This is a genomic window from Paraburkholderia youngii (assembly GCF_013366925.1).
GTDB classification, from domain to species: Bacteria; Pseudomonadota; Gammaproteobacteria; order Burkholderiales; family Burkholderiaceae; genus Paraburkholderia; species Paraburkholderia youngii.
The window spans coordinates 386615-409767 of record NZ_JAALDK010000002.1 but is presented as its reverse complement, the minus strand read 5'-3'; the positions used below and the strand labels follow the sequence as shown (position 1 = coordinate 409767).

Here is a 23153-nt window from a genome sequence, read left to right as displayed (position 1 = left end):
GGTCAGCGTTCCTGAAGGGAGTACGGCGCACGGCGGAAGGCGGCGCCTGGGTGTCGGTCGTTGAGCCGGCTGCTGTCGCCGCCGAGCTTTTCGCGCAGCGTGCCGGGCTCGTAGCGCGTCTTGTAGCGTCCGCGCTCCTGCAGCTCGGGTACGATGAGATCTGCGAAATCTTCGTACGCCTCGGGCGTGACGGTATAGCTCAGGTTGAAGCCGTCGATGCCGGTTTCGTCCACCCATTCTTCGAGCGCATCGGCCACTTCGCCAGGTGCGCCGATGAAGACAGGCCCGCGCCCGCCGATCGCGTTGTGCAACGCAAGCTCGCGCACGGTCCAGACGCGCTCCGGATCGAGGCGCGTGAAACCCTCGAGCGCCGAGGACGTGCCCGCATCGAGCTGCATGTAGCGGATCGGCTCGTCCGGGTCCCAGCTCGAGAAGTCGATGCCGGTCCATCCCGAAAACATCGCGAGCGCTGCTTCGGGTGTCACGAAGCGACGGTAGTCCTCGTACTTGTCGCGTGCCTCGCGCGAGGTACGGCCCGTGATGATGGTCGCCATCGTGTAGAACCTGAGGTCGTGTGCCGCGCGTCCTGCCTTCACGGCCTCGGCGCGCGTGGCGCTTACGACGGGTGTCAGTACTTTCTTGCTTGGCCCGCTGAGATAAATGCCCTCGGCGTGCCGCCCGGCAAAGCGCTGACCGCGCGCCGACGACCCCGCCTGGAACAGCACCGGTGTTCGCTGTGGCGAAGGCTCGGTCATATGGATGCCGTGAACCTTGAAATAGCGGCCCTCATGATCGACGCGATGCACCTTGGACGGATCGACAAAAACGCCTGTGGCCGTGTCGCGCACCGGCGCGTCATCTTCCCAGCTACTTTCCCAGAGCTTGTAGACGACGTCCATGTATTCGTCGGCGATGTCGTAGCGTTCGTCGCGCGAGGCGATCCCGTTCTTGCCGAGCACCTTCACGCTGCTTTGCGCGAAACCGGTGACGATGTTCCAGCCGATCCGTCCGCGCGTCAGATGATCGAGCGTCGACATGCGTCGCGCGAAAACATAAGGCGGCTCGTGATTGGCGTTGCTGGTGACGCACAGACCGAGATCGCGCGTGACGTAAGCAATCGCCGAAAGCGACATGACCGGATCCTGCTTGGGCACCTGCGCGCCGTGCCGCAGAGCGGTGTCGACGCTGCCGCCATATACGTCGTTCACGCCGATGCTGTCGGCCATGAAAAGCGAATCGACGAGGCCGCGTTCCAGTGTCTTCGCGAGGTCGACCCAGTAGTCGAGTGTGTTGTAGTGCAGTGAGCGGTCGCGCGGATGCCGCCACATGCCCGGCGAATGATGCACGGGGCTGTGCAGCGCGAACGCGTTGATGCGTATTTGCTTCTTGTGGTGATGGTCTGCGCAACTCATAGGTAGGGCTTGTCTCCGCTGATCGTCACGCGGTATCCGGAGCGCACCTCGGGGTAGTAGTCCCACACGGCCAGATGCTGGCACGCGCGGTTGTCCCAGAAGGCGATCGAATGCGGTTCCCAGCGCCAGCGCACCTGATATTCGGGCGCGGCGAAGCGCTCGAAGAGCAGGCGCAGGATGCCTTCGCTTTCGGCGGCCGGCACGTTGTCGATATGCGTCGTGAAGTTCGCGTTGACGAAGACCCCTTTGCGGCCGGTCTCGGGATGCGTGCGCACGACCGGATGCGAAGCTTTCGGGAAGCGCCGGCCGGTATCGTCGATGCCGCGCAGACGGTTGCGCTGCCGGTAGGTCGGCTCGCCGTCGTGCGTGGCGCTCAGCCCTTCCAGATAGCGCCGAAATCCCGGCGAGAGCGATTCGTACACCGCATAGGCGCTCGAAAAGAGCGTGTCGCCCCCGTGTGACGGAAGCGTGTGCAGATGGAGGATGCTGCCCATGGGCGGTTCCACATCGCACGACACGTCCGAATGCCAGCGGTCGCCAGCTATGCGGCGCGTATTCTCGTCCGCGTGAATCTGGAGAATCTCCGGATAGCCCTCGGGGCCGGGACTGTTCGGATGCACGTGCAGGGATCCGAAATGGCGGCCGAGCGCGAGATGCTGATCGAGACTGATCGGCTGATTGCGAAAAAAGATGACCTGGTGGGCAAGCAGCGCCCGGCGCAGTTCGGCCACTTGCGTCGCGCCAAGCGGACGGGTCAGGTCGATGCCGTCGATCAGCGCACCGATATGGCGCGTGAGCGGCTGCACGGCGATGGACGGTTGGTCGGTTTCAGACATGGGGTGCGGTCTCGATTTGCGGGCCCGCCTGGGCGTCGCGTGAATGGGCTGCGCGATGAAGCGCTGCGGGATGCGGAGGCGCGATGAGCGCGGCGCCGTCGCCGTAAAGTTTTTCGCGCAGGGTGCCGGGCCGGTACGCCTCCTTATAGACGCCACGCCGGCGCAGTTCCGGCACCACGAGATCGACGAAATCCTCATGCGTGCCGGGCAGCAACGCATGGCTCAGATTGAAGCCGTCCACGCCCGTTTGCGCTTTCCAGTTTTCGAGCGCGTCTGCCACCTCTGCCGGCGAGCCGATGAACACGGGCCCCTTGCCGCCAATCGCGTTGAAGATCGCCAACTCGCGAATGGTCCAGACGCGCTCCGGATCGGCCACCGTGAAAGCCTCGATGGCCGACTGCATGCCTTCGCTCTTGACGTAACGCAGTGGATCGTCCGGGCTGTATTTCGAAAGATCGATGCCGCTCCAGCGTGAGAACAGCGCAAGCGCGCCTTCCAGACTCACATGACGCTGGATGTCGTCCCACTTGGCATGGGCCTGCGCGGAGGTCGGCGCGACGATAACCGTGGCGAGCGAGAAGAACAGGACCGAGGCGGGATCGCGTCCGAGCGCGGCGGTGCGCTGGCGCACATCGGCGACGTCGCGCGCGACCACATGCGCGGTGGGCGAGGAGAGAAACACGCATTCGGCATGGCGAGCCGCGAAGTCCTTGCCGCGATTCGACGTGCCCGCCTGGTAGAGCAGCGGGGTGCGCTGCGGCGAGGGCTCGGCGTAATGCGTGCCCTGCATTGAGAAGTAACGGCCTTCGTGGCGGATCTCATGCACGCGTTGCGGATCCGCGAACGTCACAGTCTCGCGCTGGCGCAGCGCCGCGCCATGCTCCCAGCTTTCTTCCCACAGGCGATAGACGAGTTCCATGTACTCGTCAGCGAGGTCATAGCGCTCGTCATGCGGTCGCGCGCCTTGCTGGCCGACCGCGCGCGAGCCGCTCTTGCCGAAGCTCGTGACGATATTCCAGCCAATGCGTCCGCGCGTTAGATGATCGAGCGTCGACATGCGACGCGCGAACAGGAACGGCGCCTCATAGCTCACGCTGCTCGTGACCGCGAAGCCCAGATGCTCGGTCACCATCGCCATTGCCGAAATCAGCAGCAGCGGATCGAGGCGAGGAAACTGCAGGCCGAGCCGCACGCCGGTCGCGTTGGAGCCGCCATAGACGTCGTACTGGCTGATGCCGTCGGCGAAGAAGAGCGCGTCGTAGCCGCCGCGCTCGGCGGTGCGTGCAAGATCGGTCCAGACCGACAAGCTGTTGTAGTCGAGCGAACGGTCGCGCGGGTGCGCCCACAGACCGGGCGAGAGGTGCGTCGGCGCGAAAGCCAGAAACGCGTTGATGCGGATTTCCTTCATGCGAAGCGTCCTCTAGGCCGGAAGGATGGGAAGGTGCGACGCAACCGGGAAGTGGCAGGTCACGCGATGCGTCGCGGAGAGTTGATGCACAGGCGGCGCCTGCACGCGGCACACTTCGCGCGCAACCGGGCAGCGCGTGTGAAAAACGCAGCCGGACGGCGGCGAGAGTGGCGAAGGCATGTCGCCGCCGACGGCCTGAACGTGCAGCGCGTCCGGTTCGGAGGCAGCGATCAGCGCGTGCGTGTACGGATGCGCCGCGCGCTCGACGATGTCATCACGCGTGCCTTGCTCCATGAGACGCCCGAGGTAGAGCACGCCGATGTGGCTGCTCATGTACGCGACGACGGCGAGATCGTGCGAGATCAGCAAAAAGCTGAGGCCCAGCGTCTCCTGCAGATCTTTCAGCAGGTTGAGCACCTGCGCCTGGATCGAAACGTCAAGCGCCGAGACCGGCTCGTCCAGCACCAGAATCTCCGGCTCGGGAGCGAGCGCGCGCGCGATGGCGACGCGCTGGCGCTGCCCGCCGCTCAGTTCGGCGGGCCGTCGGTGCTTGAACCCGGCAGGCAGACCCGCCTGGGCGAGCAGTGTGTCGAGGCGGCCTTCGAGCGCGGCGCGCGCGAAACCACTGCGCTGGATACGCAACGGTTCGAGTACGATATCCGCGACCGTCATCTGCGGATCGAGCGATGCCGACGGGTCCTGGAGTACGGCCTGCACCGAACGTTGCCGCCAGCGCAGATCTTCGGCGCTTGCACCCTTGCCGAACATCCTTTCGCCGACGCGGACTTCGCCGCAGCTCGCGGTCTCGGCGCCGAGAACGATTTTCGCGAGCGTCGACTTGCCGGAACCGGACTCGCCGACTAGCCCGAATGTGCCGCCCTTGGGCAGTACGAAAGAGACGTCCACGACGGCCTGCAAGTCTCTCGTGCGTGAGAGCAGACCGCTTCGAACGGCGAATGCGCGTCCGAGCCCGGTCACCTCGATGGCCGCCACGGGCGATGCCTGTGTATTCATGATGCTGTAGCGAGAGGGAACTGTTCGAGAGGGATCGAAGCCGCGTTCGACGCCGCGGCCGACGCAAATGCAGGCTCGGGATGCCAGCAGGCCACGCCGCGTCCCGGTAGCGTCTCGACCGTTGCGGGATAGTGCGCCGTGCAATCAGCGTCGGCTCGCGGGCAGCGCGGTGCGAAGAGGCATCCTTGTGCGATGCTGCCCGGCAACGGCGGCTGACCCGGAATGACAGTGAGCCGCCGCTGCGGCTGCCTCAGTCGCGGCACGGCGCCGAGCAGCCCGATCGTATAAGGATGGCGCGGCTGCGCGAAGACCGCCTCGACCGGTCCCTGCTCGACAATGCGTCCGGCGTACATGACGGCTACGTCGTCGCAATAGCGGCGCACGAGATGCAGGTCGTGCGTGACAAGCACGATCGCGGTGCCGCGCTCGGCCTGCAGTTCGCGCAGCAGGTCGAGGACCTGGAGCCGCACGGTGATGTCGAGAGCCGTGGTCGGTTCGTCGGCGATCAGCAGGCCGGGGTTGCACGCGAGATTCATGGCGATGGCCACGCGCTGGCGCATGCCGCCGCTGAACTGGTGCGGATAGCTCCTCAAGCGGCTCCCCGGCGCCGGAATGCGCACGCGGCGGAGCAGATCGACCGCGCGCGCCTCGCATTCGGCATGGCTTTTGACGTTCGCGCGGTAGCGGAACATCTCGGTGAGCTGCCGACCTATCGTCAGGAGTGGATTGAGCGAGCTCATCGGGTCCTGAAGGATCATGCCGATCTCGCGGCCGCGCAGCGCCTGAAGCTCGGCAGGCGTTTTGTCCCGAAGGTCGCTGCCGCGCAGCAGGATGCGTCCACCCGCCACGCGCACGCCGGCGGGCGGCAGGCCCAGCACCGACAGACAGGTCACGCTTTTCCCGGAGCCGGATTCGCCGACCAAGGCCAGCGTGCGGCCCGCGCGCACGGAAAAGCTCACACCGTCGACGAGCCGCACCGGCGCTTGCGGCGAATCGGTTTGCGCGATCAGGCCTTCAACCGCGAGCACCGGCGCCGCCTCGGTCCTGCCGTTCATTTCCAGCCCCCTTGGCTACGCTCGCCGCGCTGCAACGCATCGCCGATCCGGTTGCTACACAGCACGGTGGCGATGAGCGCGAGCCCTGGCAGCGCGGTCAGCCACCAGGCGGTATCGAGGTAATTGCGGCCTTCGGCGAGCATGCCGCCCCATGACGGGTCGGGCGGCTGCACGCCAAGGCCCACGAAGCTCAACGCCGCCTCCATGAAGATCACGAGACCGATGTCGAGCGTGAGCAGCACCACGAACGTGTTGCGCACGTTGGGCAGCAGGTGGCGCAGCGCCACATAGAGCGGCGAGGCGCCGGCGAGCCTCGCGAGCAGCACGAAATCGCGCTCGCGCAGGCTGAGAGCCTCGGCGCGAATGATGCGCGCGAAGCGCCCCCAGTTCGCGAGCGTCACGACGATGATGATGTTCACCACGTTCGGCCCGCATATGCCGACGATCAGCATGGCGAGGAAAACGGGTGGCAACGCGTACTGCGCGTCGACGAGGCGCATCAGCACGGTGTCGAAACGTCCGCCAATGTACGCCGACAGCAGCCCGGCCAGCGCACCCGCGAAGCCCGCGAGCAGCACGGCGCAAAACGCGATGAGAAGCGAAAGGCGCCCGCCGTAGAGCGTGCGCACGAAGACGTCCCGGCCCATCTGGTCGGTGCCGAACCAGTGCGCGGCGCTGGGCGCCTGGAAAGTAGCGGACAGGTCGATCGCGTTCGGATCGATGCGCGTGAGCCACGGCGCCAGCGCCGATGCACCGACCAGCAACACGAAGACCGCCGCGTAGGCGAGGACGCCGCGCTGCCGCCATAGGTCGCGGCCGAGTTCTCCGCGTATACCGGCAAAGAGGAGTCGCGCACTCATGCCTGATGTCGGATGCGTGGATCGACGAGCGCACACAGCACATCGACGAAGAGATGGATGAGGGCGAACAGCAGCACTGAAACGACCACCGCGGCCTGCACGACCGTGAAATCGAGCGTGCTGATGGCTTCCACCATGAGACTGCCGAAGCCGGGCCACGAGAACACCGTTTCGATCGATACGGCACCGCCGATCAAGACGCCGAACTGCGATGCGGTGTACGCGACGATCGGCAACCCGGCATTTCTCAGTGCGTGCGTACCGATCACTACGTGCTCGGGCAACCCTTTGATCCGGGCCATGCGAATGAAGTCCGACTCGAGCACGCTCAACATGTTGGCCCGCGTGAGGCGCGCGATGCCGGCAGCCGAATACCACGCGAGCGAGACGACAGGCAGCACGAGCTGTTTCCAGCTGCCGTGGCCGCCCGTGGGCAGCCAGCCCAACTGCACGGAAAAGAGCCGGATCAGCAGCAGTGCGACGAAGAACGGCGGACCGGCCTGGCCGAGCACGGCGAATAACGTCGCGAATCGATCCACCCACGAGCCCCGTGCGACAGCCGCGCCGATGCCGAACGCGAGCCCCACGAAGAGCGCCAGCGCGAGCGAGATGCCGACGAGCTCGAGGCTCGCGCCAAGGCGACCGAGCGCCATACTGAGCGCCGGTACGCCGAAGTGAAACGAATTGCCCATGTCACCGCGCACAATGCCAGCCAGAAAGTGAGCGTATTGCACGGGGAGCGGATCGGCGAGACCAAGCTGCTGGCGAAAGAGCTGGCGGTCCGCCTCGGTGGCTTCGGGCGGCATCAGCAGATAGGCGGGATCACCCACCATCCGCACCAGCACGAAGATCACGACAGACATCAGCCACACGGTGGCGAGCGCGGAGCCGAGCCGGCGCAGAACATAGGCGAGCATGGGTCAGTTCCCGGCCACCGTGTGGGGCGCCCACGCGATCGTGCGGAAATTCAGGAAACCGCCGCCTTGCTGCGGCAGCCACTCAAGCGTCTTTTTCTTCGCGTAGACGTAAGTGAACTCGGAAATGAAGATGGCCGCCGCGTCGTCGTGCAGTTCGCGCCCAATTTTCTCAAATACCTCTCCGCGTTGGGTCGGCTCGCTGACCTTCGAGACGTCGACGAGCAACGCGTCTACTTTGGGATTCGAATAGTCCGACCAGCTGCCGTTTGACGCGAACGCACCGGCGACCGGATGGACGGGGTCGTAGAGCGCATTGGTGAACTGGCTAAGCGCGAGCGGCCCCGAAGCGTGCGTGTTGTTCAGGCGCTGGAACGTTGCGTAGGTCAGGCGATCGAGCTTGACCTTCACGCCAACCTGCCCCCAGTAGGCTGCGATTGCCTCGGCCACGCCTTGCGGCATGTCCCCCTGGATGTTGAGCGTAGTTTCGAAGCCCTTCGGATAACCGGCCTCGGCGAGGAGCGCGCGCGCTTTGGCCGGATCATACGGATAAGGCTTGATCGAATGATCCGCGCCATAGGGATAGTAGTTCGAAATCATCGTGCCGAGTGGCTCGCCCACGCCGTAAAGCACGCTTTTGATGATGGCGTTCGTGTCCAGCGCATAGCTAAGCGCCTGGCGGACCTTCACGTTGGCGAGCGGCGAATCCTTTTGATTGGTGTAGACGCGGACATATATCGGCGAGGCCACACGGCTCTGGATCACGTCGAGTCCGCTTTCTTTCTTGAGGCGCGCGTAGTCGGAGAACGGGAGCGCGACCGAAAGATCCACCTCGCCGCGCAGCACCGCGTTGACACGGCTCGAAGGGTCGGTGATTGCGCGGAAGACGAGCGTTTTCACGCGCGGCTTTTCACCCCAGTAGTCGTCGAAGCGTTCCAGCACGAGTTCATTGCCGCCCGGAGACAGCGACTTGAACTTGTATGGGCCGAGTGAGATAGGCTTTTGTGCGAATGCATCCGGATTCGGCAAGCTCGCGAGGTAATCGGCCGGCACGATATACAGATAGCCAGCGACCTTGTTGGCGAACGCGCCGTCCGGAGCCTTCAACTTGAATACGACAGTGAGCGGGTCAGGCGTTTCCACCGATTCGACCACCGGCGCGAAGAACGGGCGGCGCGTGCTCTTGCTGCGTGGGTCGAGGATATGATCGAGCGACGCCTTCACGTCCCGCGACGTCAGTGTTGCGCCATTGTGAAATTTGACGTTGCGGCGGAGTTTGTACGTGAACACCCGAGCGTCGCTAGAGACTGTCAGGCTCGTCGCAAGACGCGGGACGAGATTGCCCTTGATATCAAAACCGTAGAGTGTGTCGTAAATCTGCCATCCGTAGCGCAGCGAATCACCGCTCACGGCTACGAGTCCGTCGAGGTTGTAGAACTCCTTTTCAACGCCGATCACGACCGTATCGCGATCGACTGCCGGCGCGGCGCTCGTTGCGTGGGACGGCGCGACAACCGCGCAGGAGAGGGCGGCCGCCAGTGCGAGTCCGCGAAAGAAGGTCGAAATCTTATGCATGATTGGACGGTGACGATAGTGCAGAGATAGCGTTGACGCAGTGACAGGCACTCGATTGCGAACGGTCGATGATCGCGTGTCTGACACCGATTCGGCAACGACGAAAATGAGATATCGATATCAATGCGCGCTTCAGGTGTTTTTCAGTGAACGTCATGCGGATTGTTTGTGAGGGTGGAGACGGCTCATGGAACCCAGCTTGGTTCATCCAACGACGAACAGATCGGCATTTGCTTTTGCAAAATGATTATTTCTCTTGTCTCGGCAAGCCAGATAACGTTCAACGACATCTTCAGTTGGTTCTCAAACGTTCAAGGAAAGTTATGTCTCTGATCAATACCCAGGTTAAGCCGTTCGAGTCGACTGCGTACCACCGCGGTGAATTCGTGCCCGTCAGCGAAGAAAATTTCAAGGGGAAATGGTCCGTCGTGGTCTTCTATCCCGCTGATTTCACGTTCGTGTGCCCAACGGAGCTGGGCGACCTCGCCGATCACTATGCCGAGTTCCAGAAGCTTGGCGTCGAAATTTACGGCGTGTCGACGGACACGCATTTCACGCATAAGGCCTGGCACGATACGTCGGATACGATCAGCAAGGTGCAATACCCTCTGGTTGGCGATCCGACGGCGACGCTCGCCCGCAACTTCGACGTGCTGATCGAGGAAGAGGGGCTTGCCTTGCGCGGCACGTTTGTGATCAACCCCGAAGGTCAGATCAAACTCTACGAAGTGCACGACAACGGTATTGGCCGGGACGCCAAGGAACTGTTGCGCAAGGTGCAGGCCGCGCAATATGTCGCGTCGCATCCAGGCGAAGTCTGCCCGGCCAAATGGACGCCCGGCGCCGAAACGCTGACGCCGTCGCTTGATCTGGTGGGCAAGATCTGACTGCCGATCTGGGTTGGCAGGTAGGGTGAGCCACCCGTCGAATCAGTCTCGTCGCAAACCGCGCTGAACGCGGAAGTGTCAACCGCGTCGTTGATTTCCAAACCGTCATGGCGACCCTATGAGCAAGGATCCGTTGATCGAAAGTCTGCTGCTGAAAATGCGCTATAACCGCGTCTACACCGCTGCCACCTTCGCACGGCTGTTCGGTGAATCGGAGAAGGCCGTGGAAGCCGCGCTCGCTACGCTGGTTGACGAGGGTAAGGTGCGCGCCTGCACCAGCGCGCGGCGCGATGTGGGCTACTGTCTGGCCGGCGCTGCCCCGTTGCCCAGGTCGACGGCACTCTGCGAGGTGACGACGGTAGCCACTCCGTCTTTGACGCGCCGGATAGATGGCGTGCTGATGGGCTACGACCGCGAACTCGACGCGCATCGTTCGCTTGCGATGCTCGTGCGCCGCTGAGGTCGCGTAAAGGCAAGCGTCCGATATCTTTTACAGGCCGATTTAACCACTTGGCTTTCACGTCTAGCTCGTTCCCGCGAATCGCGAGCTTTTTATGGCCTGGGCCCGATCGTCCAGGCCATTTTTTTGGTTTGTTCGTGTTTTTGCCGGCAGCCTATTCCGTCAAGTGCCGCATCGGCGCCGCGATGATCTGGGATGCGAAATCACGCGGTCTGCCCGGTCCCGGCAAGTAAATCATCGAACCCACCCGATGTTCTGGATCTCTCGCTCGTCGATGTCATCGAACAGGTCACCGATGAAGAGTCGATCCTGTACGCACAACGTCTTGCCCGAGAAGAGGGCATACTTTCAGGAATTTCATTGGGCGCGGCCGTCGCCGTGGCCGTGCGGCTCGCAAAGCGCCCGGAAAACGCAGGAAAGACGCTTGTCGTCATTCTGCCCGACTCAGGCGAGCGATATCTGGGCACCGTTCTGTATGAGGTCCTTTTCGCGCCCAGGGAATCGGTTCGTAACCAGCATACTTTCGCAGGAGAGGGCAATGGCGACATATGCAATAGAAAGACAATCTCTGGAGCAGGTCGCCCACTTCCTCGCGGGACGATTCGATCGGGACGTTCACATCGTCGAACATGAATCGCGCGAAGGGACGCTCACCGGGCTAATGGTCAATAACCCACGCGGGCCCGATACACCCGCTATCCGGCTTCTTTTCCAGCAGGACGTGCTCGCCATATACGAAGGACTGACGCTCGCCGCCCAGGCAGATTTCAGATCACGATGCAATTCGAAGCTGGTCGGTGCATTGCTCATCTACGAACGTATTCGTGCAGCCGGTGAACTCGGATCTCCGCAAGCCTACGTGATCGAATTTGGCGAAGAACTTCTCCAAGCCGCCGAATCCGCAGCCCGACCCACGCGCTGAGCCTGTCAAGAGTGGCCAGACGCGCGGCCGATCCGGCCAGCACGCGTGCTCTGCTAAACATCGAAGAATTTGTTGGTTCAACGCACTCCACGGATGACGTATGGTTCGACATGCGTCACGGCGATCAAGCGACGTGATGCAAGCTGGACCCGGCAGCAACGGAGCGCATCGCGGGCGAAACGCCTACGCCGCGGTCCAGCCCATAGACCCGCTGGGAATCTTCATGGCAACTGGCACCGTAAAGTGGTTCAACGATGCAAAGGGTTATGGCTTCATCAAGCCGGATGACGGCAGTGAAGATTTGTTCGCGCACTTTTCCGAGGTACAAACGGCGGGTTTCAAGTCGCTCCAGAAAGATCAGAAGGTGAGTTTCGAAGTCAAGCAGGGACCCAAAGGCAGGCAGGCGGCCGAGATCAGGCCGCAGTAGGCTGCGGCCCGGGATCGGGCGCCATCAAAGCCCAAGCCTCTTTGGCGGCCGCAAGTCATTGGGTCGTGAACCTCATGTCCGTGTGAAGCCTCACCGCGATCGCGGATCGTCATAAGCAATTCCGGATTCGATAGTAGGCGTGGCGAGCGGGTACTGATCCAATACGTGATTGGTCTGCTCCGTGCCAGAGCGTGACGTTCGCTCCTTCGTTTGCGAAGCAGCGTCGCAGGCAGACGAGCCTCACTTTTGTGTTCGAGCCAACATGTCTACATCCGAATCCAATTCCGCGGCTCAGTTGCCGCGCCGTCCCGATCCGGTGCGCGTCAAGCGTATCGCGGGAGATACCGAAGCTCTCGAAGCCGCGCGCACCCTCGCGGCAGACTTCGCAGCGGTCGCTGCGGAGCGCGACCGCCAGCGCATCCTGCCGTGGGCAGAACTCGACCGCTGGTCCGAAAGTGGACTTGGTGCGATCACCGTGCCGGCCGAATACGGCGGCGCCGACCTTTCGTTCGCGACGCTTGCAGAAGTGTTCGTGATTCTTTGCGCAGCCGATCCCGCATTGGGTCAGATTCCGCAGAATCATTTTGGCGTGCTGGGCGTACTGCGCGAGATCGGCACGCCGGCTCAGAAGGCGCGTTTCTACGGCGAAGTGCTGGCTGGCCTGCGGCTCGGCAATGCGGGCCCTGAGCGCCGCTCCGCATCGAGCGCGACTATCGTGCAAGGCACGACGCGCTTGCGCGCGACGCAGGACGGCCTGCGGCTCGACGGCACACGCTTCTACTCCACGGGCGCGCTGTTCGCGCACCGCGTGCCGGCGCGCGCGATCGACGATGAGGGAAGAGCCGTACAGGTATGGGTGCCGCGCGATGCCGTTGGCCTGAGTGTCATCGACGACTGGAATTCGTTTGGGCAACGCACGACCGCGAGCGGAACCGTGATTTTCGATCAAGTCTTAGTCGACCCTGAGGACGTGTTGCCCATCTGGCAACTGGGCGACCGTCCGGGGCTGTTCGGGCCGACTTCGCAACTGATCCAGGCAGCAATCGACCAGGGAATCGCCGAGGCGGCAGTGGCCGATGCAATCGATTTCGTGCGAGCACGCGCGCGGCCGTGGATCGATTCAGGGCTCGAGCGCGCCGTCGACGATCCTTACATCATCGCCGACGTCGGGCGTTTGCAAATCGAACTTCATGCCGCACGCGAGGTGCTTCTGGAGGCAGGCCGCACGCTCGATGTCATCGCCGCGCAGCCAGTCGACGCCGAGGCAAGCGCGCGTGCGTCTGTCGCCGTGGCTCACGCGAAGGTGCTAACCACGCGCATCGCGCTCGAAGCGAGCGAGAAGCTTTTCGAACTGGCCGGGTCCGCATCCACGCGTGCGGCGCACAACCTCGACCGCCACTGGCGCAATGCGCGTACCCATACGTTGCACGACCCCGTGCGCTGGAAGCTGCACCTGGTTGGCAACTACCTCCTGAATCATGTGCTGCCTGCGCGGCATTCGTGGAACTGAAAGATGGCAACAGAACTTGATGATGGCACGCTCGATCGCCCCGTACTGGGAGACTCGACGCGCGTAAGGCCCGAACAGATAGCGGATGACGCACAGGCTTTGCAAGCCGCGCAACGCCTTGCCGAAGTCTTCGCAGCCGAAGCGGCGGCGCGTGATCGCGAGCGCCGGCTGCCGTGGGCCGAGCTCGACGCGTTCGTGGCAAGCGGTCTGTGGGGTATCACCGTGCCACGGCAATATGGCGGCGCAGGCGTCGGCAGCAGGACGCTCGCGGAAGTGACGGCGATCATTGCCGCGGCCGATGGCTCATTGGGCCAGATTCCGCAAAATCATTTCTATGCACTCGAAGTGCTGCGTGTCGGCGGGAGACCGGACCAGCAGCGCTTTTTCTACGAACGCGTACTGGCGGGAGACCGATTCGGCAACGCGCTCGCGGAGATCGGGCATAAAGACTTCAAGCGCCGCACGCGGTTCACGCGTAGCGCGACCAGCTGGCAAATCGATGGCCGCAAGTTCTATTGCACAGGCGCGCTATTCGCGCACTGGATTCCGACGCTAGCGATTGGCGAAGAAGAGGGACGTGATGTCACGTATCTGGTGTTCGTGCCGCGCAACGCGCCAGGCGTCGAAGTGATCGATGACTGGGACGGGTTCGGGCAACGCGTCACGGGTAGTGGTTCGGTGCAATTCAGTCAGGTGCGCGTCGAGCCGGAGTGGATCGTGCCGTTTCAGGCATCGTTCGAACGCCCCACTACAATCGGGCCGTTCGCGCAGATCATCCATGCAGCGATTGATCTGGGGCAGGCGCGCGGGGCACTTCAGGCGGCCTTGCAGTTCGTACGGGAGCGTTCGCGGCCGTGGATCGACGCGAAGGTGGAACACGCGTCGCAGGATCCGCTGACCATCACCCAATTCGGTGATCTCGCCGTTCGGTTGAGCGCGGCGGAAGCGCTGGTGCGCCGGGCCGGGCGCTTCGTCGATGCGGCCCAGGCCGAGCCCACCGAGCGTTCGGTCGCGCAGGCATCGATCGCCGTGGCCGAAGCGCGCGCGCTCACCACGACGGTCTCGCTGGACGCGGGCTCGCGCCTTTTCGAACTCGCCGGCACCGCCGCGACGCTCGACGATCTCAGCCTCGACCGGTTCTGGCGCAATGCGCGCACGCACACGCTGCATGATCCCGTGCGATGGAAATATCACGCCGTCGGCAATTTCTATCTCAACGACAAACTGCCGCCGAGGCACGGAGCCTTGTGATGGCAAAAAAGCAGATCCTGCTCAACGCGTTCAACATGAATTGCGTGGGCCATATCAACCATGGATTGTGGACCCATCCGCGCGACCGCTCTCTCGAGTATCGAACGCTTCCATACTGGACCGACCTCGCGCGCACGCTCGAGCGCGGACTGTTCGACGGACTTTTTCTGGCCGACATCGTGGGCGTCTACGACGTCTATCAACACAACGTCGACGTGACGCTGCGCGAGTCCATACAGCTTCCCGTCAACGATCCCACGCTTGTCATTTCGGCGATGGCCGCCGTCACCGAGCATCTCGGCTTCGGCGTAACGGTCAACCTGACTTACGAGCAGCCGTATCTGCTGGCGCGACGTTTCTCGACGCTCGATCATCTGACGCAGGGAAGAATCGGCTGGAATATCGTGACCGGCTATCTCGACAGCGCGGCGCGGGCGATGGGACTCGAAAGGCAGTTGCCGCACGACGAGCGTTACGACCGCGCGGACGAATATCTCGACGTGTTGTACAAGCTCTGGGAAGGAAGCTGGGAAGCCGACGCAGTGCTGCGCGACAAGTCCGGGCGGGTGTACGCGGATCCCGCGAAGGTCCACAAGGTTCGACATGCCGGGCGCTATTACAACGTTGACGGATATCACCTCGCGGAGCCGTCGCCGCAACGCACTCCGGTTCTTTTCCAGGCCGGTAGTTCAGGACGCGGCCAGCGTTTCGCCGCCCGTCACGCGGAATGCGTATTCATCTCACCGCCGAATCGGGCCGTTGCGCGCGAAACCGTCAGGACGCTGCGCGAGCAACTCGTGGAAGCGGGACGACGCCCCGACGACGTCAAGGTCTTTGCTGGCGCAGCTGTCGTAACGGGCGCAACCGAGCGCGAAGCACGCGAGAAATACGCGGACTATTTGCGTTATGCGAACCGCGAAGCAGGGCTTGCACATTTTGCCGCCAGTACGGGCATCGACTACGCCCAATACGATCTCGACGCGCCTGTCGACTACGCGCCCACCAATGCAATCGAGTCCGCCACGCGCACCGCGAAGCAGCACGGCTGGACGCGCCGTAAGCTGCTCGAGATGTTCGAACTGGGGGGGCGGTATCCGGCCATCGTGGGCAGCGCTGCGCAGGTCGCGAATGAACTGCAGGGCTGGGTCGAAGAAACCGGTATTGACGGCTTCAATCTGAGCCGCACGGTTGTACCGGAGAGTTACGAGGACTTCATCGATCATGTCGTGCCCGAGCTTCAGAACCGAGGTCTGTACAAGACCGCTTATGCCGATGGAACGCTGCGACGGAAGTTGTTTGGCCATGACGATCGATTGCCCGAACAGCACACGGCCTCGAGCTTTCGGAAATTTGGTGGGCAATAAATCCAGACGCAGCGTTGCCATCGCGCTCAACGTTGTGCCTGACGATCCGTTCATTGACGACACATCGAAGCGGTGAGTTTCCGTAACACAGGAGGCGACATGCTGTTTTACCACCACGGGATAGCCGTCCAGCCGTCGGTCGTGAGAAGCGGAAGTCTGTTCGTGGCTCGTGTATCGATTCTGGATGAAGACGGAGAAGCGACCACGCTGGGTGAGCTCGGACACTTCGCGAATGGGCAGTCGGCGCTCGCTTTTGCAGTGCGATGCGGGACCGCATTCGCCGACCATCAGCCGTTGCCGAAGCCGCCTTGCGAGATCATCCGACTCCCCGAGGCAATGACGGCCGCGTAGTGCCTTTCAGGCAACGCTGTATCGACGTCGTTGACCACGCGAAATCGACGCAGGTGCAAATCCACCATCGATTGCGCATATCGAAAGCACGGAACGGACGAAGGCGCCGCGTCGCGGATTGCCGCACGGGCATCGTTCGATCCCGCGCTTTGCATATATTCAATCGTCGTTTGGAAGACGACAGGCGCGTCGCTAGCATGCAGGAACTTTTGACACGTGTTGAACAGCCATCATGTCTACCGTCGCTATTCCATCCACTCCGCTTGACGCGTCCGCGCAGCCGGAGATTTCCCGTCCCGCTGTGATCCGTTCGCCGCAGGATGTCGCGCGCATCGTCAACGCGGGTGCTGCCAAGGGCAGCAATGCACGCATCGTGATCGCGATCGCGCTCGGCGGCGTCTTTCTCGACGCCTACGATCTGACCTCGCTTGCCTATGGCATCAAGGACATCGCGAAGCAGTTCGCGCTGGCGCCGGTGCAAGTGGGATTCGTATCGTCGGCGATCACGTTCGGCGCGATCCTCGGTGCACTGTTCGGCGGCTATCTGACTGACCGCATCGGGCGCTATCGCGTGTTCATGGCCGACATGCTGTTCTTTGTGGTCGCGGCAATTGCCGCCGGTCTCGCCCCCAACGCATGGGTGCTCGGCGGCGCGCGCTTTCTGATGGGCTTCGGCGTCGGGCTCGATCTGCCCGTCGCGATGGCGTTTCTCGCGGAGTTTTCGCGAGTGGCGGGGCGCGGCAACAAGGCCGCGAGCGTGGCCGCCTGGTGCCCGGCGTGGTACGCGGCGACCAGCACCTGCTATCTGCTGATTCTCGGCCTTTACGCAATGCTGCCGCAGGAACACCTCGGCTGGCTGTGGCGCCTCACACTCGCATTCGGCGCAGTGCCCGCCATCGCCATCATTCTGGTGCGCAGCCGTTACATCAGCGAATCGCCAATCTGGGCGGCGAATCACGGCGACCTCGAAGGCGCGGCGCGCATCCTGAAGCGCTCTTACGGGATTGATGCCGTCGTCGAACATACGGGTAAGTCCGTTGCGCGACCGCGCTCCGCATCCTGGCGAAACTACGGCGTGCTGTTCAATGCGACTTACCGCAGGCGCACGATACTTGCCGCCGTGATCGGCAGTGCGTCGTCGTTTGGCTATAACGCGATCGTTTTTGGTCTGCCCGTGATCATCACGAGCTTCTTCGCGCAAGGTCCCCTCACGACAATCATAGCCTCGCTCTCGCTGAACCTGCTGTTCGCGTTCGTCGGCGGGTTGATCGGTGTGCGCGCCGCGCCAACGGTCGGCGCGTGGAAGCTGACTGTGCTCGGGCATTCGCTGCAATTCGCCTCGCTGATCGGACTCGCGCTAATCGGGCGACCCAGCGGCGGCGCGTTGGTGGTCGTGGCGATCCTGCTGCTGGGGGGCTATCTGTTCGGGCAGGGCTTCGGCCCCGGTTCGCATTCGATGACCTATGCGTCGCTCAGCTATCCGACTTCGCTGCGCGGGATCGGCGTCGGCTTCAATCAGACGCTGGTGCGCACGGCGTCCACCATTTCGCTGTTTCTGTTTCCCGTGCTGGCCGCCGCGCTCGGCACGAAGGTATTCTGGGTGATCGCGGTTGCGCCACTGACTTCGCTGTTGGTGCTGCTCGCGATCCGGTGGGAGCCTTCAGGTTACGACATCGACGCTGAAGACTATCAGGGTCCGCAACCGGCGGTGCCTCGCTCGCCGGCGCTCTGAAGCCAGGGTGCGTTGGCGCAGGTGCCGTCGAGTGGCCGTGCGCATGCGCCGCGCGAGCCTTAATGCCGTTTCGCGAGTTCTTTATCGATAGAAATTGGAAAGCGGCTGGCGCGGGCAAGGTTAGCATGGACGTTTTCTGTCTGGGGTTTACCGCCTATCAAAACGATGTCAGCCAAACTTCCCCGCTTCGGCGTCTGGGCTCTCGTGCACGGCAGCCGTGCCGCATTGCAGGATCCAGCGGAACCCTACGACGCCTCGTGGGCCCGCAACAGGGCCCTCGTCATCGAGGCCGAGCGTCTCGGATTCGACTCGGTACTCGTCGCCCAGCACACGATCAATCCGCATGACCCTTCGCTCGATCAACTCGAGGCATGGACCGCATCGGCGGCATTGGCGGCACTCACGTCGCGCATTGAGATCATCACTGCGATCAAGCCTTATCTCTATCACCCCGTCGTGCTTGCGAAGATGGCTCAGCAGATCGAGCACATCAGCAAAGGGCGCTTTGCGATCAACCTGGTGAACGCGTGGAATCGTCCAGAGCTCGAACGAGCCGGCATTGGATTTCCTGAACACGACGAGCGCTATGCGTACGGCCGCGAATGGATCGAAGTCGTTGCCGCACTGCTGAGAGGCGAAGTCGTGAATCATCACGGCGACAACTTCCGCATCGACGGATATCAATTGCATCCCGCCGATCCGTTTCGTGCGCGTCCGCGCATCTATGTCGGGGGCGAATCGGAGCCGGCGCGCGAACTGGTGGCGGCACACGGCGACGTATGGTTCATCAATGGTCAGCCGCACGACGACGTTGCGCGACTCATCGCCGACGTCTCCGCTCGCGCGCGTCCTGCCGGGCTGCACGCGTTGCGTTTCGGTTTGTCGGCGTTTGTGATCGCGCGCGAAACGCGGGCGCAGGCAGAGGCTCATCTCGCGCATCTGTTCGCGTTGGCCGAGCTTGACAAGCCCCTGCGCGAGCGCCAGAAGGCCAATACCGATCCGAAAGCGGTGATGCATCAGACTTTGGCGCAATCGCCGCGCGTGGGATCGAATGGCGGCACGGCAGCGGGGCTCGTCGGCGACTACGACACCGTGGCGCAGCGCATCGCCGCCTTCCACCGGGCGGGCATCGAACTCTTCATGCTGCAGTTCCAGCCGTTCGAAGCCGATATGCGCGGCTTTGCTGAAGAGGTCGTGCCGCGCGTTCGCCGGCTCCTTGCGGATTGAGCGATTCTGGTCACGAATCGCGCGTCACGCGCGTTCGCGATCAGAAGTACGCGCCGGTGGGTGGAAGCTGTCCGGTCAGCAGGTTCTGCCCGAGCAGCCGTTCCTTGTACAAGCGCGGATTGTGCGAAGCAATCACCTTGATGTTGCGCCAATGCCGGTCCAGCGCGCCCACTCGAGACACGACCGAGCCCGACCCAAGGTCGATCAGCCAACTGGCGATCTGCGGCGCGAGATCGTCGATCACGACTTTGGCTTCGGCTGCGGAGAGCGTCGCGGCCAGTGTGGTTTCATATTCGTTGGCCGTTCCATAGTCATCCCACGCAAGCTGCAACGCTGCCACAGCGCGGTCGGCCGTTGCCTCGACGCTGGCTGCGTAGGCGCGAATTCGACCAAGCAGCGTTTGCAGCACAGGTTCGCCGGCAGGATGCGCAGCATCGCCGTGATAGAAGTTACGCCCGCGTGAGCGCAAGACGTCGACGGCGTCCAACGCAATACGCCTCACGATGCCTGCGATGCAGTTGGTCAGATAGACCTGATGAAACGTGTATCCCCAAGGCGCTGCTTCGTCGGTTCGTGGCGGATCTGTCGGGTAGACATGAGCTGCGGGCACCGTCACCGCGTGAAACTTTGCCGTGCCTGAAGCCGTCAGGCGCTGACCGAATCCTTGCCAGTCGTCATCGGTGCTGACGCCTTGCTCCCGGTCGAGCACGTATTGAACGGTCCTGCCCTCGCGGCTTTCCACCGCAACGCCAACGAATGCGTCGTTATAAAGGTTGCCGGTTGCGTAGACCTTCTCGCCTGAGCCGATATAGGCGAGCCGCGCTTCGTCCCACTCTAGCCGGCTCAGCACCCGGCTCGGGCGCGCGCCAGCCGCGATGGCGTCGCGTTCGGTGAAACCGAGGCCGATGGTTTTCTTGTCCCTCGTCAGATCGAGAACGTGCGCATGGAACGGGTGATCCCGTCGTCTGAGCGCAGCCTCGACCTGCCAAAGATGATTGCGAAAAGCGTGAGCGATGTTCGAATCCGCCGCCGAGACGTCGCGAGCCACGACGAAAAGCTCGCTCAGCGAGAGTCCACGCCCACCCGCATCGGCCGGCAGGCGCAGCGCGCCGAAGCCGAGATTCTTGAGTATCGCGACTTCCTCGTGCGGCCGATGATGATTGCGTTCCCGCTCTGCCGAGGTCGATGCGATATTCGCGATGATCCCGGCAAAGCCAAGTTTTGCGGACAAGGGTGAGACTAGTGGAATTCCCATTGGGCTCTCGTTAAACCTTGACGCTGTAATCCGCGACCTTGATTCGCGAATTGATGATCTTGCGCTCCGCGAGCCAATCGGCGGCGCGTTGGAACTGCGCGATGAACGCAGTGTCGTCGGGTTCGTGGAACTGGTTGACGCGTTTGAGGCTCGTCAGATAGTCACGCACCTGATCCGGATATCTGGCTTCCTGCTGCACGAGCTGTTCGGATTCGCCGGGATGCGCCGACTGCCACGCACCTTCGACGTAGTACGCATCGATGACCGCGCGAATCAGCTCCGAATTCTCTTCGGTAAATTTCCGGCGCGTCACGAGGGAACTGTAATCGATCAGGAAATCGAGGTCGCGTCCTTCGTTGAAAATGTCCCTGGCATCGTTGGTGTAGCGTGCGATGTCCACGCCAGGGGACCACATCGACCAGGCGTCGACCACGCCTTGCGCAAATGCCGGTGCGGCATCGGGCGGATTCGGGTAGACGAACTCGACCTTGCTGCGCTCGACATGATGCTTTTCGAGCGCTGCGATCAGCAGGAACTCACCCAACCCCGACCGGTTGATCGCGACCTTGCGGCCCGCGAGATCGGCCACCGAATTGATACCGCTCGATTTCTTCACGATGATTGCCGTCGAGCGCGGCGAATAGATGTCGAAAGCGTTGAATACGAGCGGGGAACCGGCCAGCATCGCGGCGAGCGCCGGCGTCGTCGATCCCCAGAAGCCGAAATCCGCGCTGCCACCGACGACTGCCTGGATCGACGGAGCATGATTCGGGAACGGTCCGACCCATTCCACCTTGATGCCCTTTGCAGCGAGGGTCTTCGCAAACACGCCGCGCTGTCTGGCAATGTCCGGCAGGCTGCCGTATCCCCAGCCGATACGAACCGTATCGGTGTTGCGTGTCAGCTTGCGCGGCTCGGCGGCGCGAGCGGGAAGCAGACTACCGACGGCGGCACCGGCCAGCAGGCTGCCCGCCGCGCGCAAGAGTTGGCGGCGGTTCAGCGAAGACTCGTTCATTCTTGTCAGGTCCTTAAGGTCATGCGGAAAAGCGTTCAGTGAGACTGAACGCCGAGCTCTTCGAGCAGGATCGACCGCAGTGCTTGCGGCGTATGGTTTTTGGGTTGGAAGGAAACAGCGATGCGCCCTGAGCGCATCACCAGAATCCGGTCGGCGAGCGCGAGCGCCTCATCGACGTCATGCGTCACGAGCAGAATGCCGGGCTGATGACGTGCGACCAGTTCCTTGACGAGTCCGTGCATCTTGATCCGCGTGAGCGCGTCGAGCGCCGCAAACGGTTCATCGAGCAGCAGCAATGCAGGATCGCGAACGAGGCCGCGCGCCAACGCCACGCGTTGCGCCTGTCCCCCGGACAGGTTGCGCGGCCAGTCGTCTTCCCGACCGGCAAGCCCGACTTCGGCTAACGCACGCGCCGCCCCGGCACGACCGACCAACGTTTCATGACCGAGCGCGACGTTCTCCCACAGCGTCGCCCACGGCAGTAGCCTGTGCTCCTGAAAAACGACGGAAGGGCGTTCGGGCGCGCTGATCTGGCCGGCGTCGGGCCGATCGAGCCCGGCCAGCGCACGCAGCAGGGTGGTCTTTCCACATCCGCTTTCGCCGAGCAGCGCGACGAATTCACCTGCGCGGATCTCGAGATCCAGAGCGTCTATCACGACCCGGCTGCCATAGTGGCGCCGCAGACCGCGCACCGATACTGCGAGAGACGACGGGTTCACTCGCTCAGCGGTGAGCGTCGCGATATCTGTCTCGCGGGACAACGCGAAATCAACGGACATGTAGGCTCCTTTTGGCGTAATTCGCGTGCCATGAGAGGAAGCGCGTTTCAAGCAGCCGCACTGACGCGTCTGCCGCGACGCCGATGATCGCGTAGATGATCATGGTCAATACGATGACGTTGGTTTGCAGGAATTCGCGCGCATCCATGGCCAGGAAGCCGATGCCCTTCGTCGTCGCCAACGTTTCGGCAATGACGAGCGCGAGCCACGCATGAGCCAGCGCATAACGCACGCCAGTCAGGATCGATGGCATCGCGCCAGGCAGAATGATCCGTCGCACAATCGCGACTCGATCCAGCCCGATGACCTTCGCGAGCTCCATCAGTTTCGGGTCGATCTGGCGAATGCCAAGCATGGTGTTGATATAGATTGGGAACAGCACCGCGAGCGCGACCAGGAAGATTTTCGCCACCTCGCCGACACCGAACCAGACGATGACGAGCGGCAGCATCGCGAGAAATGGAATCGCGCGCACCATCTGGATTGAACGATCGAGCAGTGCCAGCGCGAGCGGTGAAAAGCCGACCAGAATACCCAGCGCAAGTCCGATCGTTCCGCCGATTGCGAAGCCTGTCGCGGCACGCAACAGCGAAACACCGAGGTGAACGAAGAGATCGCCGTCGCGGGCCAGATCGAATGCGGTTGCCGCGACGCTGCTCGGGGCTGGAAGAACCTGAGGCGAGATGAGTCCAATGAGCGCCGCAACTTGCCAGAGCACCAGCACCAGTGCTGGAACGATCCACGAAATCCACTTGTAGAGCGTGCCTTTCGAGACGGCCGCGGACAACCGGGTCGAAGTGACATGGCTGTTGCGAGAATCAGTAATGTCAGCCATTTTGTTCCACATAAACATTCAAAAAGATTGCTCCAGACTGGAGCCAGTACGGGGCAACCCACTT

General features: G+C 62.8%; 22 protein-coding genes and 1 pseudogene. 11 read left to right on the top strand and 12 right to left on the bottom strand.

Annotation, left to right across the window (positions count from 1 at the left end; translation table 11 throughout):
* Positions 1–2: 2 nt before the first annotated feature.
* From G5S42_RS33160 to G5S42_RS33125, 8 genes are read right to left on the bottom strand one after another with little or no spacing between them, the layout of a single operon-like run.
* On the bottom strand, positions 3–1412 hold the full coding sequence (locus G5S42_RS33160) for an LLM class flavin-dependent oxidoreductase (protein ID WP_176111012.1): 1410 nt from the start codon (positions 1410–1412) through the stop codon (positions 3–5).
* Positions 1409–2248, bottom strand: coding sequence for a TauD/TfdA dioxygenase family protein (locus G5S42_RS33155; protein WP_176111011.1), 840 nt, complete (start codon positions 2246–2248; stop codon positions 1409–1411). Before G5S42_RS33155 ends, G5S42_RS33160 begins: the two co-directional genes overlap by 4 nt.
* Positions 2241–3656 carry an LLM class flavin-dependent oxidoreductase gene (locus G5S42_RS33150; RefSeq protein ID WP_176111010.1) on the bottom strand — a complete coding sequence of 472 codons (1416 nt, stop codon included), beginning with the start codon at positions 3654–3656 and terminating at the stop codon, positions 2241–2243. The genes G5S42_RS33155 and G5S42_RS33150 overlap by 8 nt, the downstream gene beginning before the upstream one ends.
* Positions 3657–3668: 12 nt before the next feature.
* Positions 3669–4670, bottom strand: a complete 1002-nt coding sequence (locus tag G5S42_RS33145; RefSeq protein ID WP_176111009.1) for an oligopeptide/dipeptide ABC transporter ATP-binding protein — start codon at positions 4668–4670, stop codon at positions 3669–3671.
* Entirely contained in the window at positions 4667–5725 is a 1059-nt protein-coding gene (locus tag G5S42_RS33140; protein ID WP_176111008.1) for an ABC transporter ATP-binding protein, read from the bottom strand. The genes G5S42_RS33145 and G5S42_RS33140 overlap by 4 nt, the downstream gene beginning before the upstream one ends.
* The gene (locus G5S42_RS33135) at positions 5722–6585 is read right to left on the bottom strand and encodes an ABC transporter permease (RefSeq protein WP_176111007.1); all 864 of its coding nucleotides are present in this window, start codon (positions 6583–6585) and stop codon (positions 5722–5724) included. Before G5S42_RS33135 ends, G5S42_RS33140 begins: the two co-directional genes overlap by 4 nt.
* Complete coding sequence (locus tag G5S42_RS33130; protein WP_176111006.1) at positions 6582–7502, bottom strand: ABC transporter permease; 921 nt, start codon at positions 7500–7502, stop codon at positions 6582–6584. The genes G5S42_RS33135 and G5S42_RS33130 overlap by 4 nt, the downstream gene beginning before the upstream one ends.
* A gap of 3 nt (positions 7503–7505) precedes the next feature.
* Positions 7506–9074 (bottom strand): ABC transporter substrate-binding protein, encoded by a 1569-nt coding sequence (locus tag G5S42_RS33125; RefSeq protein WP_176111005.1) that lies wholly within the window; start codon positions 9072–9074, stop codon positions 7506–7508.
* A 323-nt stretch (positions 9075–9397) separates the two neighbouring features.
* Here G5S42_RS33125 and ahpC point away from each other — a divergent pair, with 323 nt between their 5' ends.
* The 11 genes and pseudogenes from ahpC to G5S42_RS33075 all read left to right on the top strand — a co-directional run bounded on the left by ahpC (position 9398) and on the right by G5S42_RS33075 (position 19205).
* Positions 9398–9961: an alkyl hydroperoxide reductase subunit C gene (gene ahpC, locus G5S42_RS33120; RefSeq protein ID WP_176111945.1), complete on the top strand. Its 564-nt coding sequence runs from the start codon at positions 9398–9400 to the stop codon at positions 9959–9961.
* 118 nt (positions 9962–10079) lie between these two features.
* Entirely contained in the window at positions 10080–10421 is a 342-nt protein-coding gene (locus tag G5S42_RS33115) for a hypothetical protein (protein ID WP_176111004.1), read from the top strand.
* Between the two features lie 246 nt (positions 10422–10667).
* A pseudogene (locus G5S42_RS44560) lies at positions 10668–10910 on the top strand (cysteine synthase A); the annotation flags it as partial.
* A gap of 49 nt (positions 10911–10959) precedes the next feature.
* Entirely contained in the window at positions 10960–11343 is a 384-nt protein-coding gene (locus G5S42_RS33110; protein ID WP_176111003.1) for a hypothetical protein, read from the top strand.
* Positions 11344–11566: 223 nt separating this feature from the next.
* Entirely contained in the window at positions 11567–11770 is a 204-nt protein-coding gene (locus tag G5S42_RS33105) for a cold-shock protein (RefSeq protein WP_176111944.1), read from the top strand.
* 262 nt (positions 11771–12032) lie between these two features.
* Positions 12033–13280 (top strand): SfnB family sulfur acquisition oxidoreductase, encoded by a 1248-nt coding sequence (locus G5S42_RS33100; protein ID WP_176111002.1) that lies wholly within the window; start codon positions 12033–12035, stop codon positions 13278–13280.
* Positions 13281–13283: 3 nt separating this feature from the next.
* On the top strand, positions 13284–14531 hold the full coding sequence (locus G5S42_RS33095; RefSeq protein ID WP_176111001.1) for an SfnB family sulfur acquisition oxidoreductase: 1248 nt from the start codon (positions 13284–13286) through the stop codon (positions 14529–14531).
* Complete coding sequence (locus G5S42_RS33090; RefSeq protein WP_176111000.1) at positions 14531–15895, top strand: LLM class flavin-dependent oxidoreductase; 1365 nt, start codon at positions 14531–14533, stop codon at positions 15893–15895. The genes G5S42_RS33095 and G5S42_RS33090 overlap by 1 nt, the downstream gene beginning before the upstream one ends.
* 99 nt (positions 15896–15994) lie before the next feature.
* A complete protein-coding gene (locus G5S42_RS33085) occupies positions 15995–16246 on the top strand; it encodes a hypothetical protein (protein WP_176110999.1) in 252 nt (83 codons plus the stop codon).
* A gap of 232 nt (positions 16247–16478) precedes the next feature.
* Entirely contained in the window at positions 16479–17978 is a 1500-nt protein-coding gene (locus G5S42_RS33080; protein WP_176110998.1) for an MFS transporter, read from the top strand.
* 165 nt (positions 17979–18143) lie between these two features.
* Positions 18144–19205: an LLM class flavin-dependent oxidoreductase gene (locus G5S42_RS33075; protein ID WP_176110997.1), complete on the top strand. Its 1062-nt coding sequence runs from the start codon at positions 18144–18146 to the stop codon at positions 19203–19205.
* Positions 19206–19245: 40 nt separating this feature from the next.
* On the opposite strand, the gene G5S42_RS33070 is transcribed toward G5S42_RS33075, so the two are convergent.
* From G5S42_RS33070 to G5S42_RS33055, 4 genes are read right to left on the bottom strand one after another with little or no spacing between them, the layout of a single operon-like run.
* The gene (locus G5S42_RS33070) at positions 19246–20460 is read right to left on the bottom strand and encodes an acyl-CoA dehydrogenase family protein (protein ID WP_176110996.1); all 1215 of its coding nucleotides are present in this window, start codon (positions 20458–20460) and stop codon (positions 19246–19248) included.
* Positions 20461–20470: 10 nt separating this feature from the next.
* Positions 20471–21475, bottom strand: a complete 1005-nt coding sequence (locus tag G5S42_RS33065; RefSeq protein WP_176110995.1) for an NrtA/SsuA/CpmA family ABC transporter substrate-binding protein — start codon at positions 21473–21475, stop codon at positions 20471–20473.
* A 35-nt stretch (positions 21476–21510) separates the two neighbouring features.
* On the bottom strand, positions 21511–22254 hold the full coding sequence (locus G5S42_RS33060; RefSeq protein WP_176110994.1) for an ABC transporter ATP-binding protein: 744 nt from the start codon (positions 22252–22254) through the stop codon (positions 21511–21513).
* Positions 22244–23089, bottom strand: a complete 846-nt coding sequence (locus G5S42_RS33055) for an ABC transporter permease subunit (RefSeq protein ID WP_176110993.1) — start codon at positions 23087–23089, stop codon at positions 22244–22246. Before G5S42_RS33055 ends, G5S42_RS33060 begins: the two co-directional genes overlap by 11 nt.
* Between the last annotated feature and the right edge of the window lie 64 nt (positions 23090–23153).

What these genes read in the sequence shown, in the direction of transcription:
- G5S42_RS33065 (WP_176110995.1), bottom strand. Translation starts at nt 21,475, where the DNA reads ATGAACGAGTCTTCGCTGAACCGCCGCCAACTCTTGCGCGCGGCGGGC.
- G5S42_RS33140 (WP_176111008.1), bottom strand. Translation starts at nt 5,725, where the DNA reads ATGAACGGCAGGACCGAGGCGGCGCCGGTGCTCGCGGTTGAAGGCCTG.
- G5S42_RS33085 (WP_176110999.1), top strand. Translation starts at nt 15,995, where the DNA reads ATGCTGTTTTACCACCACGGGATAGCCGTCCAGCCGTCGGTCGTGAGA.
- G5S42_RS33105 (WP_176111944.1), top strand. Translation starts at nt 11,567, where the DNA reads ATGGCAACTGGCACCGTAAAGTGGTTCAACGATGCAAAGGGTTATGGC.
- G5S42_RS33090 (WP_176111000.1), top strand. Translation starts at nt 14,531, where the DNA reads ATGGCAAAAAAGCAGATCCTGCTCAACGCGTTCAACATGAATTGCGTG.
- G5S42_RS33100 (WP_176111002.1), top strand. Translation starts at nt 12,033, where the DNA reads ATGTCTACATCCGAATCCAATTCCGCGGCTCAGTTGCCGCGCCGTCCC.
- G5S42_RS33160 (WP_176111012.1), bottom strand. Translation starts at nt 1,412, where the DNA reads ATGAGTTGCGCAGACCATCACCACAAGAAGCAAATACGCATCAACGCG.
- G5S42_RS33060 (WP_176110994.1), bottom strand. Translation starts at nt 22,254, where the DNA reads ATGTCCGTTGATTTCGCGTTGTCCCGCGAGACAGATATCGCGACGCTC.
- G5S42_RS33150 (WP_176111010.1), bottom strand. Translation starts at nt 3,656, where the DNA reads ATGAAGGAAATCCGCATCAACGCGTTTCTGGCTTTCGCGCCGACGCAC.
- G5S42_RS33125 (WP_176111005.1), bottom strand. Translation starts at nt 9,074, where the DNA reads ATGCATAAGATTTCGACCTTCTTTCGCGGACTCGCACTGGCGGCCGCC.
- G5S42_RS33070 (WP_176110996.1), bottom strand. Translation starts at nt 20,460, where the DNA reads ATGGGAATTCCACTAGTCTCACCCTTGTCCGCAAAACTTGGCTTTGCC.
- G5S42_RS33110 (WP_176111003.1), top strand. Translation starts at nt 10,960, where the DNA reads ATGGCGACATATGCAATAGAAAGACAATCTCTGGAGCAGGTCGCCCAC.
- G5S42_RS33155 (WP_176111011.1), bottom strand. Translation starts at nt 2,248, where the DNA reads ATGTCTGAAACCGACCAACCGTCCATCGCCGTGCAGCCGCTCACGCGC.
- G5S42_RS33095 (WP_176111001.1), top strand. Translation starts at nt 13,284, where the DNA reads ATGGCAACAGAACTTGATGATGGCACGCTCGATCGCCCCGTACTGGGA.
- G5S42_RS33115 (WP_176111004.1), top strand. Translation starts at nt 10,080, where the DNA reads ATGAGCAAGGATCCGTTGATCGAAAGTCTGCTGCTGAAAATGCGCTAT.
- G5S42_RS33135 (WP_176111007.1), bottom strand. Translation starts at nt 6,585, where the DNA reads ATGAGTGCGCGACTCCTCTTTGCCGGTATACGCGGAGAACTCGGCCGC.
- G5S42_RS33145 (WP_176111009.1), bottom strand. Translation starts at nt 4,670, where the DNA reads ATGAATACACAGGCATCGCCCGTGGCGGCCATCGAGGTGACCGGGCTC.
- G5S42_RS33055 (WP_176110993.1), bottom strand. Translation starts at nt 23,089, where the DNA reads ATGGCTGACATTACTGATTCTCGCAACAGCCATGTCACTTCGACCCGG.
- G5S42_RS33075 (WP_176110997.1), top strand. Translation starts at nt 18,144, where the DNA reads ATGTCAGCCAAACTTCCCCGCTTCGGCGTCTGGGCTCTCGTGCACGGC.
- G5S42_RS33080 (WP_176110998.1), top strand. Translation starts at nt 16,479, where the DNA reads ATGTCTACCGTCGCTATTCCATCCACTCCGCTTGACGCGTCCGCGCAG.
- G5S42_RS33130 (WP_176111006.1), bottom strand. Translation starts at nt 7,502, where the DNA reads ATGCTCGCCTATGTTCTGCGCCGGCTCGGCTCCGCGCTCGCCACCGTG.
- ahpC (WP_176111945.1), top strand. Translation starts at nt 9,398, where the DNA reads ATGTCTCTGATCAATACCCAGGTTAAGCCGTTCGAGTCGACTGCGTAC.